Annotated in this window: 20 protein-coding genes, 1 pseudogene and 1 riboswitch; of the genes and pseudogenes, 15 read left to right on the top strand and 6 right to left on the bottom strand. The window is 34.5% G+C overall.

Annotated elements, in window-relative coordinates; genetic code table 11:
- Positions 1 to 255: 255 nt before the first annotated feature.
- Positions 256 to 389: riboswitch (glycine riboswitch) on the top strand.
- Positions 390 to 499: 110 nt separating this feature from the next.
- Positions 500 to 1,861: an alanine/glycine:cation symporter family protein gene (locus KGI96_RS05900; RefSeq protein WP_211597054.1), complete on the top strand. Its 1,362-nt coding sequence runs from the start codon at positions 500 to 502 to the stop codon at positions 1,859 to 1,861.
- Positions 1,862 to 1,961: 100 nt separating this feature from the next.
- Here KGI96_RS05900 and epmA read toward each other — a convergent pair whose 3' ends face one another.
- On the bottom strand, positions 1,962 to 2,945 hold the full coding sequence (gene epmA, locus KGI96_RS05895) for an elongation factor P--(R)-beta-lysine ligase (protein WP_211597055.1): 984 nt from the start codon (positions 2,943 to 2,945) through the stop codon (positions 1,962 to 1,964).
- 224 nt (positions 2,946 to 3,169) lie between these two features.
- Between epmA and frdA the strand changes: the two are divergent.
- The 4 genes and pseudogenes from frdA (at position 3,170) to frdD (ending at position 6,532) form a co-directional block, all read left to right on the top strand.
- Positions 3,170 to 4,969 (top strand): annotated as a pseudogene (gene frdA / locus KGI96_RS05890) (fumarate reductase (quinol) flavoprotein subunit).
- Between the two features lie 3 nt (positions 4,970 to 4,972).
- Entirely contained in the window at positions 4,973 to 5,761 is a 789-nt protein-coding gene (locus KGI96_RS05885; protein WP_211597056.1) for a succinate dehydrogenase/fumarate reductase iron-sulfur subunit, read from the top strand.
- Between the two features lie 10 nt (positions 5,762 to 5,771).
- Positions 5,772 to 6,176 (top strand): fumarate reductase subunit FrdC, encoded by a 405-nt coding sequence (frdC, locus tag KGI96_RS05880; protein WP_213156389.1) that lies wholly within the window; start codon positions 5,772 to 5,774, stop codon positions 6,174 to 6,176.
- An 11-nt stretch (positions 6,177 to 6,187) separates the two neighbouring features.
- Positions 6,188 to 6,532: a fumarate reductase subunit FrdD gene (gene frdD, locus KGI96_RS05875; RefSeq protein ID WP_211597058.1), complete on the top strand. Its 345-nt coding sequence runs from the start codon at positions 6,188 to 6,190 to the stop codon at positions 6,530 to 6,532.
- 312 nt (positions 6,533 to 6,844) lie between these two features.
- Here the strand turns inward: frdD and KGI96_RS05870 are convergent, their stop codons facing one another.
- The 4 genes from KGI96_RS05870 to KGI96_RS05855 are packed head-to-tail and all read right to left on the bottom strand — an operon-like array spanning position 6,845 to position 8,885.
- The gene (locus tag KGI96_RS05870) at positions 6,845 to 7,141 is read right to left on the bottom strand and encodes a YciI family protein (RefSeq protein WP_211597059.1); all 297 of its coding nucleotides are present in this window, start codon (positions 7,139 to 7,141) and stop codon (positions 6,845 to 6,847) included.
- Between the two features lie 9 nt (positions 7,142 to 7,150).
- Positions 7,151 to 7,591, bottom strand: a complete 441-nt coding sequence (gene yciA, locus KGI96_RS05865; protein WP_211597060.1) for an acyl-CoA thioester hydrolase YciA — start codon at positions 7,589 to 7,591, stop codon at positions 7,151 to 7,153.
- Positions 7,581 to 8,129: a septation protein A gene (locus KGI96_RS05860; protein ID WP_211597061.1), complete on the bottom strand. Its 549-nt coding sequence runs from the start codon at positions 8,127 to 8,129 to the stop codon at positions 7,581 to 7,583. The genes yciA and KGI96_RS05860 overlap by 11 nt, the downstream gene beginning before the upstream one ends.
- Positions 8,130 to 8,138: 9 nt before the next feature.
- Entirely contained in the window at positions 8,139 to 8,885 is a 747-nt protein-coding gene (locus KGI96_RS05855; RefSeq protein ID WP_211597062.1) for a hypothetical protein, read from the bottom strand.
- 130 nt (positions 8,886 to 9,015) lie between these two features.
- Here KGI96_RS05855 and yfbV point away from each other — a divergent pair, with 130 nt between their 5' ends.
- Complete coding sequence (yfbV, locus tag KGI96_RS05850) at positions 9,016 to 9,450, top strand: terminus macrodomain insulation protein YfbV (protein WP_211597063.1); 435 nt, start codon at positions 9,016 to 9,018, stop codon at positions 9,448 to 9,450.
- Positions 9,451 to 9,520: 70 nt separating this feature from the next.
- Here the strand turns inward: yfbV and fadR are convergent, their stop codons facing one another.
- Positions 9,521 to 10,249, bottom strand: coding sequence for a fatty acid metabolism transcriptional regulator FadR (fadR, locus tag KGI96_RS05845; protein ID WP_211597064.1), 729 nt, complete (start codon positions 10,247 to 10,249; stop codon positions 9,521 to 9,523).
- 200 nt (positions 10,250 to 10,449) lie between these two features.
- On the opposite strand from fadR, the gene nhaB reads away from it, so the two are divergent.
- From nhaB to ybgE, 9 genes are all read left to right on the top strand, one after another.
- Positions 10,450 to 11,991 carry a sodium/proton antiporter NhaB gene (gene nhaB / locus KGI96_RS05840; RefSeq protein ID WP_211597065.1) on the top strand — a complete coding sequence of 514 codons (1,542 nt, stop codon included), beginning with the start codon at positions 10,450 to 10,452 and terminating at the stop codon, positions 11,989 to 11,991.
- A 13-nt stretch (positions 11,992 to 12,004) separates the two neighbouring features.
- Entirely contained in the window at positions 12,005 to 12,541 is a 537-nt protein-coding gene (dsbB, locus tag KGI96_RS05835; protein ID WP_211597066.1) for a disulfide bond formation protein DsbB, read from the top strand.
- Between the two features lie 337 nt (positions 12,542 to 12,878).
- Positions 12,879 to 13,304, top strand: coding sequence for a ribosome-associated heat shock protein Hsp15 (hslR, locus tag KGI96_RS05830; RefSeq protein WP_211597067.1), 426 nt, complete (start codon positions 12,879 to 12,881; stop codon positions 13,302 to 13,304).
- A complete protein-coding gene (gene hslO, locus KGI96_RS05825; RefSeq protein ID WP_211597068.1) occupies positions 13,304 to 14,200 on the top strand; it encodes an Hsp33 family molecular chaperone HslO in 897 nt (298 codons plus the stop codon). Before hslR ends, hslO begins: the two co-directional genes overlap by 1 nt.
- Before the next feature lie 65 nt (positions 14,201 to 14,265).
- On the top strand, positions 14,266 to 15,078 hold the full coding sequence (xthA, locus tag KGI96_RS05820) for an exodeoxyribonuclease III (protein WP_211597069.1): 813 nt from the start codon (positions 14,266 to 14,268) through the stop codon (positions 15,076 to 15,078).
- A 364-nt stretch (positions 15,079 to 15,442) separates the two neighbouring features.
- The gene (locus KGI96_RS05815; RefSeq protein WP_211597070.1) at positions 15,443 to 16,996 is read left to right on the top strand and encodes a cytochrome ubiquinol oxidase subunit I; all 1,554 of its coding nucleotides are present in this window, start codon (positions 15,443 to 15,445) and stop codon (positions 16,994 to 16,996) included.
- 14 nt (positions 16,997 to 17,010) lie between these two features.
- Positions 17,011 to 18,144 (top strand): cytochrome d ubiquinol oxidase subunit II, encoded by a 1,134-nt coding sequence (gene cydB, locus KGI96_RS05810; RefSeq protein WP_211597071.1) that lies wholly within the window; start codon positions 17,011 to 17,013, stop codon positions 18,142 to 18,144.
- Positions 18,145 to 18,156: 12 nt separating this feature from the next.
- On the top strand, positions 18,157 to 18,255 hold the full coding sequence (locus KGI96_RS05805; protein WP_211597072.1) for a cytochrome bd oxidase small subunit, CydX/CbdX family: 99 nt from the start codon (positions 18,157 to 18,159) through the stop codon (positions 18,253 to 18,255).
- Between the two features lies 1 nt (position 18,256).
- Positions 18,257 to 18,544: a cyd operon protein YbgE gene (gene ybgE / locus KGI96_RS05800; RefSeq protein ID WP_211597073.1), complete on the top strand. Its 288-nt coding sequence runs from the start codon at positions 18,257 to 18,259 to the stop codon at positions 18,542 to 18,544.
- The last annotated feature ends 82 nt before the right edge of the window (positions 18,545 to 18,626 follow it).

The following is an 18,626-nucleotide window of genomic DNA, read 5'->3' as shown; positions in this document are numbered from 1 at the left end:
TTATTCAATATAACCGTGAGGTTTAGTTATTTACGCTCTCTCTTTCAATGGGTTAAATTTTGGTATTTATAATAGTTGAAAAAAATAAATTTTTTGTTAAAATTCCCTCTCTTTTTTATTTTTAACTAAAAAAGACGTTCGGATGAAGGTAGCTGGAGAATGGTGGTGACGCCATACCGAAGAGGAAAAATCTTTCAGGTGCTGTTGTTTATTTAATGAGAATATTAAGTAGCGATAACAGTGAGGACAGTTACTGGACGAACCCTTGGAGAGATCCAACCCGTTAAATCGGAAAATGGACGCCGAAGGCGAAAATATAACTTATTTTAAATAAAGGTTTTAAAAAGAGGTTATGTGAAACGCTCAGGCAAAAGGACAGGGGAGAAAAGTAACACTTTCTTATAAAGGGGTGACGGTTTTTGTAAATTTTTATAAAAATCTAACCGCTTCATTTCTACTTTTCTTTACCTTGTAAGTTATTTTTTACGAGGAATTTTTAATGTTAGACACAATTTTAAAGTCAATAGATAGTTTTATCTGGGGACCTCCTTTGCTTATTTTACTTGCAGGGGTTGGAATTTATTTCACTTTTAAACTACAACTTATTCAGCTATTTCGCCTGCCACGAGCATTAAAATATATTTTTAAATCTGAAAAAGGGGCAAATCAAAAAGGCGATATTTCTGCTTTTGCATCTTTATCTACTGCTTTAGCTGCGACAATTGGAACAGGAAATATTGTGGGAGTGGCAACGGCTATTCAGGCGGGAGGTCCCGGTGCGTTATTTTGGATGTGGATCATTGCTGTTTTTGGAATGGCGACCAAGTATGCAGAAGGTTTACTTGCGATTAAATTTAGAGGTAAAGATAAGGATGGTTTTATCTCTGGTGGTCCAATGTATTATATTGAAATGGGGATGGGGAAAAAATGGAAATGGCTAGCAAAACTTTTTGCATTATTTGGTGTTTTAGTCGCATTTTTTGGAATAGGTACTTTCCCTCAAATTAATGGAATTACCCATGCCTTACAGGATACATTTAGCATACCCATTTTTGTGAGTGGTATCGTGTTAACACTCTGCGTTGCTTCCATTATCTTAGGGGGAGTAAAACGAATTTCTAAAATTGCAAGTATCGTTGTGCCATTTATGGCAGTTGCTTATATTTTGGTATCTGTTGTGATCTTGGTGCTAAATGCAGATAAATTACCCGAAACTATCCTCTTTATTGTGAAAATGGCATTTAACCCAGAGGCTGCAGTAAGTGGTGCGTTAGGCTTTACAGTAATGCAAGCCATTCAATCTGGCGTCGCTCGTGGTATTTTTTCAAATGAATCAGGCTTGGGATCAGCACCTATTGCAGCAGCAGCGGCACAAACCAATGAGCCAGTACGTCAAGGATTAATCTCAATGACAGGGACATTTTTAGATACCATTATTGTATGTACAATGACAGGATTAGTGATTGTACTTACTGGAACTTGGCAAGGAAATGTTGAAGGTGCCGCTTTAACTAATCTTGCCTTTGCAACAGGGTTATCCAGTTCTTTTGGTTCACTTGTAGTAACGGTAGGTTTGGTCTTTTTTGCATTCACAACCATTTTGGGTTGGTGTTATTATGGTGAACGTTGTTTTGTCTATTTGACAAATGGTCGCACGAAAGGAATTAAATTTTATCGAATCATCTTTATTTTGTTAATTGCTGTTGCTCCAATGATTAAATTACAAACAATTTGGACAATTGCTGATATAGTAAATGGTTTAATGGCATTCCCCAATTTAATTGCATTAATTGCATTGCGTCATATTGTGATTGATGAAACAAAAAACTATTTTGAACGTATAAAGCAACAAAGTAAATAAACAAAGTAAATAATTAAAGAGCGATAAGCGGTATGATGTTAGCAAAAATTTGCAAATTTTTATTATTATCATACCGCTTACTTTAGATTATTTTATGTGACTAAGCTGCCGTTATTCCAAAAGAAATCACTTCATTAATATTCTCTTTATCCATTGCGAGCATTAATAAACGATCGACACCAAGTGCAACTCCCGAACAATCTGGCATTCCTTGTTTTAAAGATGCAAGAAAACGTGTATCCAATTTTTGAGGAGGTAATCCTAATTTTTCACGCTCGATATTGTCTTGCATAAAACGACGAATTTGCTCTTTTGCATTTTGTAGTTCGTGGAAGCCATTTGCGATCTCGATGCCTTTAAAATAAAACTCAAAACGTTCTGCAACACGATGATCTTCTGAGCTAATTTGTGCAAGAGCCGCTTGAGTGGCTGGAAAATGGAAAATGGCAACAGGTCTATCTTGTCCAATTTTAGGTTCAACTAACTCACTAAATAAAAATTGTAATAAAATATTACGGCTTTCATCATCACTGCATTGTAAACCGTGTTCACGTGCTTTCTCAATAAGTTGTTTTTTTGAAGCAGAAAGAGGATCTAATCCAACATACTGTTGAAAGATAAATTGATAATTAAAGGATTCTGCTGGTTCACAATCTAAAATATGTTGCAATAAATCATCCACTTCATTGATTAAGCGATACATATCAAAATGTGGACGATACCATTCTAACATTGTAAATTCTGGATTATGTTTCTTTCCTGCTTCTTCATTGCGAAAGACTTTACCGATCTGAAAAATAGGTCCAGAACCTGCGACAAGTAAGCGTTTCATATGATATTCAGGGCTTGTTATTAAGTGTAACTGTTGAACTTCATTTGAAAATGGTGCATTAAAGTTTGTTTCAAAAGTTACAAGATTTATATCAGTTACCCCAAATTCACTTAAGATAGGTGTTTCAACTTCTAATAATCCTCGTTCTGTAAAAAATTGTCGTATATTTTTGATAATTTTCGCACGTTGTAATAGATTTTCAATAGATGCTGTAGGCATCCAATCTATTTCGTCTAATTGTAAATTTTCCATAAAATGTTACCGCTGTGAAATTCTAAGGGAGATTGTAACACTATCATTTTTAGATAAAAACCCCTATTGTTGAGATTGGTTATCAGTACAGGCATAGCAAGGTCTAAACAATTTGAGATAGATCACAAAACTGTAAATAAAGGTTATAAATTTTTTTGAAAAAATGTCACAATTTAGCCGTATATTTAATGAATAAATTTTTCCCTAAAGAGTAGGAGTATATTGTGCAAACTGTAAATGTTGATGTAGCGATTGTGGGCGCTGGTGGTGGTGGCTTACGTGCTGCGATTGCAGCGGCAGAGGCTAATCCAAATTTAAAAATAGCGTTAATTTCTAAGGTTTATCCTATGCGTAGCCATACTGTGGCTGCAGAAGGTGGATCAGCGGCGGTAATTAAAGAAACTGATTCTTATGAAAAACACTTTCACGATACTGTGGCAGGTGGGGACTGGTTATGTGAACAAGATGTTGTAGAATATTTTGTTAAACATTCACCAGTTGAAATGACTCAACTTGAACGTTGGGGTTGTCCTTGGAGTCGTAAAGATGACGGCGGTGTAAACGTGCGTCGTTTTGGTGGAATGAAAATTGAGCGTACTTGGTTCGCAGCAGATAAAACAGGTTTCCACTTATTACACACTCTTTTCCAAACTTCAATTAAATATCCTCAAATTATCCGTTTTGATGAGCATTTCGTTTTAGATATTCTTGCTGATGATGGTCACGCACGTGGTTGTTTCGCAATGAATATGATGGAAGGGACTTTTGTTCAAATCAATGCAAATGCGGTTGTTATCGCAACAGGTGGCGGTTGTCGTGCATTCCGTTTCAATACCAATGGGGGTATTGTAACAGGTGATGGTTTATCTATGGCATATCGTCACGGTGTACCATTGCGTGATATGGAATTTGTTCAATATCACCCAACAGGATTACCAAATACCGGTATCTTAATGACAGAAGGTTGTCGTGGGGAAGGGGGTATTCTGGTGAATAAAGACGGTTACCGTTACTTACAAGATTACGGTCTAGGACCTGAAACACCAGTGGGCAAACCTGAAAATAAATATATGGAACTTGGTCCTCGTGATAAAGTTTCACAAGCATTCTGGCAAGAATGGAAAAAAGGGAATACCCTTAAAACAGCAAAAGGGGTGGACATTGTTCATCTTGATTTACGTCACTTGGGGGCGAAATATTTACAAGAACGTTTGCCATTTATTTGTGAATTATCTAAAGCTTATGAAGGGGTTGACCCAGCAGAAGCACCAATTCCAGTGCGTCCTGTGGTTCACTATACAATGGGTGGTATTGAAGTTAATCAACAAGCTGAAACTATTATTAAAGGCTTATTTGCAGTGGGTGAGTGTGCTTCTTCAGGACTACACGGAGCAAACCGTTTAGGTTCAAACTCACTGGCTTAATTAGCTGTTTTAGGTAGAGTAGCAGGAGAAAGTGCTGCTCGAGTTGCTTCTGAAGCAACACCTGCAAATCAAACAATTATTGATGCTCAAGCTAAAGATGTCGTGGGACGAGTTCACGAATTGGCGAATCAAGAGGGTGATGAATCTTGGTCACAAATTCGTAATGAAATGGGTGATTCAATGGAAGAGGGCTGTGGTATTTATCGTACTGAAGAAAGTATGCAAACCACGGTTAACAAAATTGCTGAACTTAAAGAGCGTTACAAAAAAATTAGTATTAAAGATACCTCAAGCGTATTCAATACTGATTTATTATACAAAATTGAATTGGGTTATATTCTTGATGTTGCTCAAGCTATTTCATCTTCAGCATTGGAGCGTAAAGAATCTCGTGGGGCTCATCAACGTTTAGACTACACAGAACGTGATGATGATAAATATTTACAACATACATTGGCTTACTATAACAAAGATACTGCACCAACCATTAAATATAGTGATGTGAAAATTACCACTTCACAGCCTGCAAAACGTGTTTATGGTGCAGAAGCTGATGCGGCAGAAGCTGCTGAAAAAGCAGCAAAAGCAGCTAAGGAGTAGAAAATGGCAGAACAAAAAATGATGACTGTTGAAGTGCTTCGTTATAATCCAGAAAAAGATAACGAACCTCATTTAACCAAGTATCAAGTACCTTATGATAGCCAAACTTCACTTCTTGATGCACTTGGCTATATTAAAGATGAAGAAGAGCCAGAACTTTCTTATCGTTGGTCTTGTCGAATGGCGATATGTGGTTCTTGTGGAATGATGGTAAACAATAAACCTAAATTAGCCTGTAAAACATTCTTGCGTGATTACAGCGGTTATATGCGTATTGAACCACTTGCAAACTTTCCAATTGAGCGTGACTTAGTGGTCGATTTAAGTCACTTTATTGAAAGTTTAGAAGCGATCAAACCATATATTATTGATAATAAAGCACCTGAATTAGAAGAGCCTGTTGATGATAAGGAATTTGCAGATGCTCGTGTTGAACTTGAAAAAACTCGTACTAAACAAACACCTGCTCAGTTAGAGAAATACCGTACATTCTCAATGTGTATCAACTGTGGTTTATGTTATGCAGCTTGTCCACAATTTGGTTTAAACCCTGAATTTGTTGGTCCTGCAGCGTTAACACTGGCACACCGTTATAACCTTGATAACCGTGATAGCGGTAAAGCTGAGCGTATGAAAGTGATCAATGGTAAAAATGGGGTATGGAGCTGTACTTTTGTGGGCTATTGTTCAGAAGTATGTCCAAAACACGTTGATCCTGCATCAGCGGTAAACCAAGGTAAAGTTGAAAGCTCGAAAGATTACGTGATTTCAATGTTAAAACCAAAGAAATAAGGAGTGTAAAATGACAACTGAAACAACTAAACGCAAAAAATATGTGCGTGAAATGACGCCAATGTGGTGGAAAAAGTTAGATTTTTACAAACTGTACATTGCTCGTGAAGCAACCGCAGTGCCAACACTTTGGTTTTGTTTAGTCTTACTTTATGGTGTGATCTGTTTAGGTGGTGGCGTAGAAGATGTAAAAGAAAACTTTATTCCATTTTTACAAAATCCTGTAGTTGTAATTTTTAATATTATTACTCTGGCTGCTGTAATCTTAAATACAGTGACTTACTACTTTATGACACCAAAAGTACTAAATATTATTGTTAAAAATCAACGTATCAATCCAAATATTATTACAGGGGCTTTATGGGGTGCAACGGCATTCGTTAGTCTTGTAATTTTAGTATTGATGTACATCTAATGGGGGAGAAAATGAAAGAGATTAAACGTTCTGATGAGCCTGTTGTATGGTTACTATTTGGTGCAGGAACAACAGTAAGTGCTATGTTCTACCCTATATTAGTGCTAATTATTGGTTTTTTATTACCGCTTGGTTTAATTAGCGGTGGTGTTGAAAATCTTGTGGCATTTTCACAATGTTGGTTTGGTAAACTAGTGATTTTAGGGTTTTTGATCTTCCCTGTTTGGGGAGCAATGCACCGTATTCATCACGGCTTGCACGATTTTAAAATTCATTTACCAGCAAGTGGAATTATCTTCTACGGTTTGTCTATTTTATATAGTGGATTAGTCTTACTTGCTGTAATGAATATTTAATAGTTAAATTTTTAGTTGAAATGGCATTCTAACGAAGTTGGGATGCCATTTTTTATTTAACTTTTTATTTAACTAAAGGACATAAAGGAATTTATATGAAATTTTTCAAAACACTTGTAACTTTAATTCTTGCAACAGCAGTTTCAATTGTCTCTTTTGCTATAGCGGGCAGATCAAATTGAAAATTTACACATTTAATATTTTACACATAGACAGGGCATGCCCTGTCTCTACATATATATGGGTGAATACACAAACGTAGCGTCAAGGCATGCCTTGACGGATGGATATGATAAATGAATATTGTAATAATTAAAATACTTTAAGAAAAGGTTTTACAAATACCTCACCATAAACACCTGCTTCTACATAAGGATCTTCACTTGCCCACTGTTTTGCGTCTTCTAATGAAGTAAATTGTGCAATTACTGTTGAACCGGTAAAGCCCGCCTCTCCAGGTGTTTCACTATCAATTGCTGGATTTGGACCTGCAGTAAATAGTCGACCTTCTGCTTGTAAGTGCTTTAAGCGAGCTAAATGTTGTTCACGCACAGCAAGACGTTGTTGTAGCGTGTTTGGTTTATCTTGAGCAAAAATAACATAATACATAATATTCTCCTATTGGTTAAGTAATGCAAGAGCTGTATCTAGTTCTGGATTATCTTCACGTGGAATAGGGCGAGGTTTGCCATCTTTATCTACTGCCACAAAGGTAAATTCAGCTTCTGTTACACATTGGCGATCTCGTAATCCTTCATAAATACGTTTAATAAAAATTTCAACATTGACTTGCAGAGATGAATGTCCAACTTTAGTACATTTTCCATAACAGCATACGACATCTCCTACAGAAACAGGATGTAAAAAATTCATTGAGTTAACTGAAACAGTGACGACTCTTCCTTTAGCAATTTCTTTCGCTAAAATAGCCCCTCCCATATCCATTTGAGACATAATCCAACCACCAAAAATATCACCATTGGCATTGGTATCAGAAGGCATTGCAAGGGTTCTTAAAATTAGCTTGCCTTCAGGTTCTCGACATTGGTTATTTGTCATTGTTTTCCTCCAGTTGTTTCAAATGTGGATAGAGATACACACCTGTAATAATAGTCGCAATTAGGCTTAGCCCTGTTAGTCCAAATACTTTAAAGGTGTACCAAGCATCATTTGACATAAAATGACTAATGTAAATGTTAAGTAGCATACAAAAGATAAAAAACAATGCCCAACCTAAATTTATTTTATTCCAAATGGTATCTTCTAATTGGATTTCTTTACCCAGTAAATGTTTAATAAGTGGATTTCTCAAAATGAATTGACTAAAAAGTAAGGCAAAAGCAAATAGACCGTTAATAATTGTTACTTTCCATTTTAAAAAACTATCATCATTAAAATAAGCGGTTAAGCTACCAAAAAGCAACACAAAACCCGCAACAAAAAGTTGCATTTTTGTGATACTACCGAAAAGTAATTTAAATAAAATTAATTGAATAACGGTAGCAATAATTAATGTAATAGCAGCTTCTTGTGTTCCAAAAAGTTTATAAGCTATAAAAAATAAAACGAGATGGATAAATTCAAGTAATTGTTTCATTTGTTATCCTTATAGTTGGCGGTAAAGCTGGTAAAAACGGAAGCTAAATACAATCACAAAAACACTTAAAAAAGTACTTACAATGGCAGAAAAAATAAGGATAGGAATACTGTCTCCTAAGCGTTCAAGACTATTGATAATAAATAAAGGTAACAATGATGCAAGGACACAGAATAAGGCTAATGGTCGCATTTTTCCTTTGCTTAATTTAAAGGTAAAAGTTAGCGTTTCCATAATACTTTTTTGTGGCTCTTCTACCAAATAAACATAAATAGTTAAATAAAGTTTTATGAAGAAATAAAGCCCTAATACGATAAGAGGTAATGAAACAAGACTAATTGGAGATTGATTTGCGATTGAATAAAAACCAGTAAATCCAAGTGTAAATGCTAATGGAATAGCAGAGATAATACTTAATAACATTAACGGGAAAAATGATTTTAATATTCCTGAAATTGGTTGAAAAAAGTGTTGATAATTACTGTTAGTGATAGATTTTACATTTAAAATAACGAGTGCTGTAAATACCAAGTTTAAAATAAGTAATAGCAAAGAGGGGAATACTGCAAAGAGGATATTTTCTTGAGGATTTTGAGAAATATTTTGTGCAGGTAGTTGTATTGGGAAAAATTGAAGAAGTAAGTATTTTCCCAATTGAATTAATAGCATTGTTCCCATTGAAAAAAGGGAAAATTGGCGTTGGTTTTGGATAAAATTCCAACTATCTTGAAATAGTTGAATAAATTTAATTGGCATTGAATAGTTCCTTAAGTTAAAGATATTATCTTACTTAGATTATAACAATACTTTAACTTATCTGCATTATCTATTGTAGATTTTTGAGAGTTAGCTACAATAGGAATCTGAATTCTAAATAGGTAGTATTATGTATGACACACTAAAAGCAGGACAGGATTATATTGAAACCTTACCAAATCAAAAAAAACTCAATGTTTTTATGCCGGATTACCGCTTTATTAAATGGGTTAAATTTGCACAAAAAGTGATGCCTGCTTTTGCTTGTTTTGCCATTATTTGGCAATATTTCTTACATAGTCCCACTCAATTTATTTTAGTCAATGTTTTAATTACTGCGTTATTTGCATTGAGCATTCCCTTTCAAGGATTGTTTTGGCTTGGTAGACGAGCTAAATCCCCTCTCTCTCTTTCGTTATTAAAGTGGTATGAGGAATTGCGTATGAAATTGATCAGTGAGCAAATTGATGTGGAAGAACAAATGATGCCTTCCTATCAAGATTTAGCTATTTTATTGCAACTTGCTGAGCAGACTTGGGGTGATCAGTATTTTGATGAGTTATAAGCGGGATCATTTGATCAAAAATTTGCAAAAATTGAAAATGAAGTAACCGCTTGAATATAAAAAATAAGCTTTATATTTTAGGTTTTGTTCCTAACTTACCTAGTATTTCATTCCATAGCTTAGTGCTTTGTTCTCGGTGTACTTTAATACATTCTTGTACTTCTTCTGCATTTTCATTTTTACATAACTCTTGTAAGCTAGTATAAAAATTATGTGCTAATTTTCGCCCTTCAGGAATACTAAAATAAATTCCACCAATTTGATTATATAAACCTTTAAAACTATTAAAAATCAATCCATAAACAGGTCTATTTGCAACAACAGTAAAACTTCTAAAGACGTGGTAATCAAATTCAGTATAGGCTTTTGCTGTATCATCTAATTTATCTAATTGTTCAAAAATGGCCAGAGAGCCTTCAGGATTTGTTTTGATTGCTTTTGGAATATAAAAATCTGACATTCGAGTACGTAATGAAAGAATATCTGCAATAATAAGAGGTGCAACCGTTTTATCAAGTTGAAATAGTTTTTCGACTACACTTGTACCGCCTGTTTCCCAAATATTATTGACATAAGTTGGCTTGCCGTGTTGGATATTCAACCACCCTTCACGGGCAAGACGTTGTAAAACTTCTCGTAATGTAGTTCGTGTTACGCCAATAGTATCTGCTAACTCTCGTTCTGCAGGTAAATATGAATTTGGTGGATAAGTATTATTCCAAATACTTTGAATAATATACTCTTCTGCTAATGCAGCTGGACTACTTGCTTTTAAAATACTAAACTTGTTCTCATTCATTTAGTTAACCCTCTCTCAAATAATGTATAAATTTTAATCAAATTAATCAGTTTTTTGAATTTATTGATAATTTTCTAAATCTTTTATATTAATATTGTTTTTTTTTATTATCGTTTAATCTAATCTATATTACAATATCACACAATAATTAAAAATTAGATCAAATTATGCTATAAATTTGGTTAAAGGAGAATGTTTTTATGATAGCCCCTGGTTCTTTTTTCAAAAACTTTTTAGGGAATTCCCCATTATGGTATAAATATGCCATTATTTCTTTTTTAGTTTTAAATCCAATATTATTTTTCATCGATCCATTTGTTGCGGGTTGGTGTTTAGTCTGTGAATTTATTTTTACCTTAGCAATGGCATTAAAATGCTATCCTTTACAACCTGGTGGTTTATTAGCTATAGAAGCGGTTGTAATAGGAATGACGCACCCTGAACACATTAAAGAAGAAATAATGGCAAATTTTGAAGTTATTTTGCTATTAATGTTTATGGTAGCGGGTATTTACTTTATGAAACAATTGCTACTTTATGCATTTACTAAGCTATTAATTGTAGTCCGTTCAAAAAGAACATTATCATTAGCCTTTTGCTTAAGTGCTGCTTTTCTTTCTGCATTCTTAGATGCTTTAACCGTTATTGCTGTTATTATTAGTGTCAGCGTAGGTTTTTATGGGGTGTATCATAAAGTAGCTTCTGGTCACACCTTTGAAGATGATACTAACAATATTCATTGTGATGAAAAAATTACCACAAATAAACAAATTTTGGAACATTTCCGTAGTTTTTTACGTAGTTTACTTATGCACGCAGGTGTAGGAAGTGCATTAGGTGGTGTAATGACAATGGTAGGCGAACCTCAAAACTTAATCATTGCAGATCAAGCAAACTGGCATTTTGGTGAGTTTGTATTACGTGTTGCACCTGTGAGTATTCCTGTTTTATTATTTGGAGCTGCTACTTGTTATCTTTTAGAGAGATATAGATTATTTGGTTATGGAGATCCGCTACCACGTCAAGTGTGGGCAATTTTAACTCGCTTTAATATAGAGCAAGATAAGAAAATGACCGATCAAGATCGTGCAAAATTAGTTATTCAAGCACTTGCTGGAATTTGGTTAGTGATTGGTTTAGCATTTCATTTAGCGGATGTTGGGCTTATCGGTTTAACGATTATTATTATCTGTACCTCTTTCTGCGGTATTATTGATGAGCATTCAGTAGGGGAATCATTTAAAGAATCACTACCTTTCACTGCATTACTTGTGGTTTTCTTCTCAATAGTGGCAGTAATTATTGATTTAAAACTTTTTGAACCAATTATTAAATATGTGTTAGCTGCAGATACTGACTCACAGCTTGGATTATTCTATATCTTTAATGGATTACTCTCGATGATTTCCGATAATGTTTTCGTTGGAACAGTCTATATCAATGAGGCCATTCTCGCACTAAAAGAAAATATCATTACTCGTGAACAATTTGACTTAATTGCAGTGGCAATTAATACTGGTACCAATTTACCATCAGTAGCCACACCAAATGGACAAGCGGCATTTTTATTCTTATTAACCTCATCTTTTGCTCCTTTGGTTCGTTTATCTTATGGTAGAATGGTATATATGGCGTTACCTTACACAATTGTGTTATCTTTAGTCGGTTTCGCATCATTAAAATTATTTTTACCAACACTAACGTCACTAATGACAGATTGGGGTTGGTTAATTATTCGTTAAACTAGGAGCATTTATGCTAAATTACATCAAAGAGCTTTCCCTTGGGCGTAGTGCTTGGTTTCTTCTTATCCTAAGTGGAGTAATACTTGAAGGAATAGCCCTTTATTTTCAACATAAAATGGGATTAGCACCTTGTGTAATGTGTATTTATGAGCGAATAGCCTTATTGGCTATTTGTATTGCAGGAGCAATTGCGTTTATTGCTCCTCGATTTCTTCTTTTTCGTTTAACAGCCCTAGCAATGGGAATTTTAGGTGCGATTCAAGGATTAAATTTATCAGTTAAACACTATAACTATCAATTTAATCCTTCTCCTTGGAATCAATGTCCAATCAAGGTAGATTTTCCTGACCAATTTCCTTTAAATCAATGGTTCCCCAATTTTTTTGAAGCAACAGGTAGTTGTAGTGAAATAAAATGGCAATTCCTTAGTTTTTCAATGCCTCAGTGGTTAGCAATGATTTTTAGTGCTTATTTGACGGTTTTGGTGATTGTTGCTTTAAGTCAATTCAAAAGATTAAAAAAGAAAGATCAATTTATTTTTGGATAGTATATTGATTACAAGTATTAAGTCATATAGAGACAAGGCATGCCTTGTCTTTCCTCTATGAATAAATTAATTTTTGTGAAAAAGAAATTTCCTCCTGTAATATGATTTACCATACTTTCATATAGAAAATGAAAGTAAAGGTAAAGTAAGTTTAAAACTAGACAGTTAATTACAGTTACTAATATCTGATCTATTAAAATTTAATCTATTTTTATTATTATGAGTTAAGCGGTAAGATGTGGATCAAAATTTACAAATGATGCGATTTTTAATAAGATTCCGCAATTTGTTACTTTATTAGAGAATAAACTTTTACTTTATTTCATTTTGGACAGTTATGAGAAAAGCACAGCAAAAAAATAAAAAAGGTAGGGAAGAACCAGAAGTCGTTCGTTTAGATAAATGGCTTTGGGCAGCACGTTTTTATAAGACTCGTACCATTGCCAAAGCAATGATTGAGGGGGGGAAAGTACATTATAATGGACAACGCATTAAATCGAGCAAAGTGGTAGAAATTGGTGCGAAGGTGATATTACGTCAAGGTAATGAGGAAAAAGAAGTAGAAATTCTTGAAATCAGCGATCAACGTAAAGGGGCACCAGAAGCCCAAAAGTTATATCAAGAAACAGCAGAAAGCATTGAAAAAAGAGAAAAAATGGCGTTGGCTCGAAAAATGAATTATCTTTCTATGCCACACCCAGATAGACGACCAAATAAAAAAGAACGTCGTGATTTAATTAAATTTAAACATTCGGAGAAATAATGACTTCAACACAAGATTACACCAAAGACTATACCCAAGATAATGATAAATTGTACCGCTATCTATTCCAAAATCGTGCAGTGCGAGGACAGTGGTTACGTTTAAATAACACCTTTACAGAAACTTTAAATACTCACCATTACCCAAAACCAGTACAAGATTTATTAGGTGAAATGCTAGTCGCAACCAGTTTATTGACTGCAACATTAAAATTTGAAGGGACGATTACCGTACAAATTCAAGGTGGTGAAGGCGCATTAAAATTAGCGGTAGTAAATGGTAATGAAAAACAGCAAATGCGAGCCTTAGCACGTGTGGATGGTGAGATTTCAGACAATACAAGGTTACAACAGATGGTGGGCGAGAAAGGGGTCTTGATTATTTCTGTGATGCCTGAAAATGGTGAACGTTATCAAGGTGTTGTTGCACTGGATAAGGAAACCATTAGTGAATGTTTAGAAGAGTATTTTACTCGTTCAGAACAGCTTAAAACACAGTTAATTATTCGTGTGGGTGAGTTTAATGGAGAAGCCGTTGGTGCGGGAGTCTTATTACAAGTTATGCCTGATGGTACAGGTACACCAGAGGATTTTGAACACCTAGCAGCATTAACGTCCACAATCAAAAATGAAGAAATATTTGGTTTAACCGCACAAGAATTGTTGTTCCGTTTATATCACGAAGAAACCGTTGAAGTTTATGAACCACAACCTGTGAGCTTTAAATGTGGTTGTTCAAGAGAGCGTTCAGCAGGAGCATTATTATTAGTTTCAGATGAAGAAATTACTGAAATGTTAGCGGCAAAACAAGGGATTATAGATATGCAGTGCGAATGCTGTGGCACACAATATTTCTTTGATGAAAAAGCCATTCAAGAATTGAAAGCGGTTAGTTAAGATCAAAAATTTGCAAATTTTTATCTTTATCTTACCGCTTGTTATATGAATAAAAAGGAACAATAATGAAATTTATCTCTTTTAATATCAATGGATTACGAGCAAGACCTCACCAATTAGAGGCGATCATTGAAAAACATCAGCCAGACGTGATTGGTTTACAAGAAATTAAAGTCTCTGATGAAGATTTTCCCCATCAACTAGTCGAACATTTAGGCTATCACGTGTTTTATCACGGTCAAAAAGGACATTATGGTGTAGCGTTATTGACTAAAGCAGAACCTTTGGCGGTACGTAAAGGTTTTCCTACAGACGATGAGAATGCACAAAGACGTATGATTATGGCAGATCTGGACACACCTTTTGGTACATTGACCGTCTTAAACGGTTATTTTCCACAGGGAGAAAACCGTAAACACGAAACTAAATTTCCTGCTAAAGAAAAATTTTACGCTGATTTACAACATTATTTGGAAACAGCACATTCCCCTGAAAATCCAATTATTGTAATGGGAGATATCAATATCAGCCCTACAGATTTAGATATTGGCATAGGTGAACCAAACCGTAAGCGTTGGCTACAAACAGGTAAATGTTCATTTTTACCCGAAGAAAGAGAGTGGTTGGCAACCTTACAAGGCTATGGCTTTACCGATACCTTTAGAATGATGAACCCTGATGCTGATGATAAATATTCTTGGTTTGATTACCGCTCAAAGGGTATTAATGATAATCGAGGTTTACGCATTGATGTTATATTGGCTACGGATAGTTTAGCTAAATGTTGTGTGGATACGGGAATTGATTTAGAGATTCGAACAATGGAAAAACCCTCGGATCACGCACCAATTTGGGCAACATTTAAGCTATCAAGCTAAATGTTATTGATGTTAAAAAATTGTATCTTGACTATATTTAACTAAAATCAGAACCAACTGATAATAATTATCAAATATGCTTTATTTTGAATGTGTCACAACTAATTTTGCTTTATAAAATTGACTTATATCAAGTTAAATTTATTTTTTATTAAAAATTAAAATTTTTGTTAAAAAATGTGGCAAATGTTACATTTTTACTATTTTTTATTATTCAGTTTATAGGTAGAATAGGTTAGATTTTACTAATAAGTACTTTTTTTAAGTATTGACTAAAATAAAATCAATTTTGGGTGGTTATCTTGAGTTTTTAGCTTAAGGATAATTCATTTTTTATACTTATATTACAATAAAGAGGTTTGAGATGTTGGACGTTGTTGAACTTTCTCGATTGCAGTTTGCATTAACTGCATTATACCACTTTTTATTTGTACCATTAACGTTAGGGCTTTCTTTCATTCTTGCAGTAATGGAAACCCTTTATGTTTCAACAGGTAAAGAAGTGTATAAGGATATGACTAAGTTCTGGGGTAAGTTATTTGGGATTAACTTTGCTCTAGGTGTGACAACTGGAATTACAATGGAATTCCAATTTGGAACTAACTGGTCATATTATTCTCATTATGTGGGTGATATTTTTGGAGCACCACTGGCTATTGAAGGACTAATGGCATTCTTCTTAGAATCTACATTCGTTGGTCTTTTCTTCTTTGGTTGGGATCGTCTATCAAAAGCAAAACACTTATTTGCTACATACTGTGTGGCATTTGGTTCTAATTTTTCTGCTTTGTGGATTTTAGTTGCAAATGGTTGGATGCAAAATCCTGAAGGTTCGCAGTTTAATTTTGAAACAATGCGAATGGAAATGGCAAGTTTTACAGATTTAGTATTAAATCCAGTTGCCCAATCTAAATTTGTACATACAGTAACGGCGGGTTACACTTGTGGAGCTATTTTTGTATTAGGTATCAGTTCTTACTATATCTTAAAAGGGCGTGATTTAGGCTTTGCAAAACGTTCATTTTCAGTAGGTGCAACTTTTGGTTTAGTTGCTATTCTTTCGGTTATTGTTATGGGTGATGAATCAGGTTATGAAATTGGTCAAGCTCAACCTATGAAATTAGCAACAATGGAAGGAGAATGGGAAACTCAAAAAGCACCAGCTGATTGGCACGCAATTGTAATTCCAAACACAGCAGCAGGAAAAAATGATTTTGAAATTTCTGTTCCTTATGCAGCAGGTCTTATTGTCACTCGTTCTATAGATAAGCAATTTAAAGGAATTCACGATATTCGTAAAGAAAATGAACAACGTGTCCGTAATGGTATCATTGCTTATGAATTATTAGAAAAATTGCGTTCAGGTAATTATGTTGAGGCTGAGAGAGTAGCTTTCCAAGAAAAATATCAGAAAGATCTTGGTTTTGGTTTATTGTTAAAAGCTTATACAAATAAGGTAGTTGATGCAACAGAAGAGCAAATTCAAAAAGCAGCAGATTCAACTATTCCTAATGTAGGTCCAACATTCTGGTCTTTCCGTATAATGATGGCATCAGGCGGATTAATGCTTCTATTGATCTTATTTGCATTCTATCAAAACTTAAAAGGTCGAGTGGGTAGCAATCCATTATTCTTAAAAGCATTACTCTTTGGTATTCCATTACCTTGGATCGCAATTGAAAGCGGCTGGTTCTTAGCTGAGTATGGTCGTCAACCTTGGGCAATTTATAATATGTTGCCAACAGGGGTTGCCAACTCATCATTAACCACTTTAGATCTTTGGATTTCAATCGGATTGTTATGTGGTTTATACACCATTTTCTTGGTAGTAGAAATGTATTTAATGTTCAAATATGCTCGTTTAGGGCCGAGTTCATTAAAGACAGGTCGTTATCATTTTGAACAATCTGCGAAATAAGTAGGAGAAAGAATATGTTAGATTATGAAATTCTACGTTTTATTTGGTGGATTTTAATCGGTGTTTTATTGATCGGTTTTGCGATTACCGATGGCTTTGATATGGGAGTATTAACCTTATTGCCAGTAATGGGTAAGAGTAATATTGAACGTCGTATTATGATCAATACTGTGGCTCCCCATTGGGATGGTAACCAAGTATGGTTATTAACAGGAGGCGGTGCGATTTTTGCAGCGTGGCCAACAGTGTATGCAACATTATTCTCAGGATTCTATCTTGCGATGATAGTTGTTTTAGCGGCATTGTTCTTCCGTCCAGTTGGTTTTGAATACCGTGCTAAAATTGATTCACCAGTATGGAGAAGTGCTTGGGATTGGGGATTATTCGTAGGTGGTTTTGTACCATCCTTAATCTTTGGGGTTGCATTCGGTAACTTATTACAAGGTGTTCCTTTTGAATTTAACAACATTAACCAAATTCAATACACAGGTTCATTCTTTGGATTATTAAATCCATTTGCATTACTTTGTGGTGTAGTAAGCTTAATGATGCTAACCACACAAGGTGCAACTTGGTTGCAAATGAAAACAACAGGTGATTTACGTGTTCGTGCAAGAAATATTGCACAAATTACAGCGACTGTAACCTTAGGTGCATTCTTATTAGCAGGCGTATGGTTATACTTTAAAGATGGCTTTGTGGTAACAAGTGAAATGAATCATTTTGCACCATCAGTATTTACTAACAAAACAGTTGCCTTAGAGCAAAGTGCTTGGTTTAGTAACTTCTTTAATTTACCCGTATTATTTATTATCCCTGCATTAGCAGTAATTGGTGCATTAGGTACGATTTTAGCGTCAAAAGCAGATCGTAATGGCTTTGCTTTCTTATCATCATCAATTATGCAAGCTGGTGTTATTTTAACTGCAGGTGTGTCAATGTTCCCATTCGTAATGCCATCAATTTCTCACCCAGAAATGAGCTTAACAATGTGGGATGCAACGGCAAGTGAAAATACATTAACAGTAATGTTCTATGTTGTGTGTATATTTGTTCCTCTTGTACTTGCTTATACAATTTGGAGTTACTTCGCAATGTTTGGTCGTCTTGATGCTAAACAGATCGAAGAAAACAAAGCAGCTTATTAAGGAGAAATTATTATGTTTTATATCACTTGGGTATTAGGTGTCTCATTAGCTGTTTTATTTTCAGTATCTATGACTGTAAAAGCAGACAGAGCGGGTCATTTAGACGACTAAAATGGTAGATAAACTCTATAACTTAACATCAAAGGGCTTCTTGAAAGCCCTTTCTTTCGTTTTTGCTTCTTTATTGTTTGGATTAATTTTATTCAATTCAACTACTTTTTCTCAACAGTTTGGTGGCAAAATTCCTTATCTTGCTATTTTAGTCTTTTATGGGATGACAATATTGTGGATCCACGGAATAGGTTTTGAAATTAAATCTAAAATTTGGAAAATAGTATTTCTTCCTTTAACTGGTTATGTAATTGTACTCAGTGCAATTGTTTTAATACTGGTTAAGTAAAAAATAAAAACTTGCACAATTATTGATGCAGCACTAGAATAACAGTTATCATCACGCCTAAATTTTAGGCGTTTTCTTTCTT

The organism is Phocoenobacter atlanticus subsp. cyclopteri (assembly GCF_018343795.1).
Classification (GTDB): domain Bacteria; phylum Pseudomonadota; class Gammaproteobacteria; order Enterobacterales; family Pasteurellaceae; genus Phocoenobacter; species Phocoenobacter atlanticus.
This window is presented reverse-complemented; position numbering and strand designations above follow the sequence as displayed.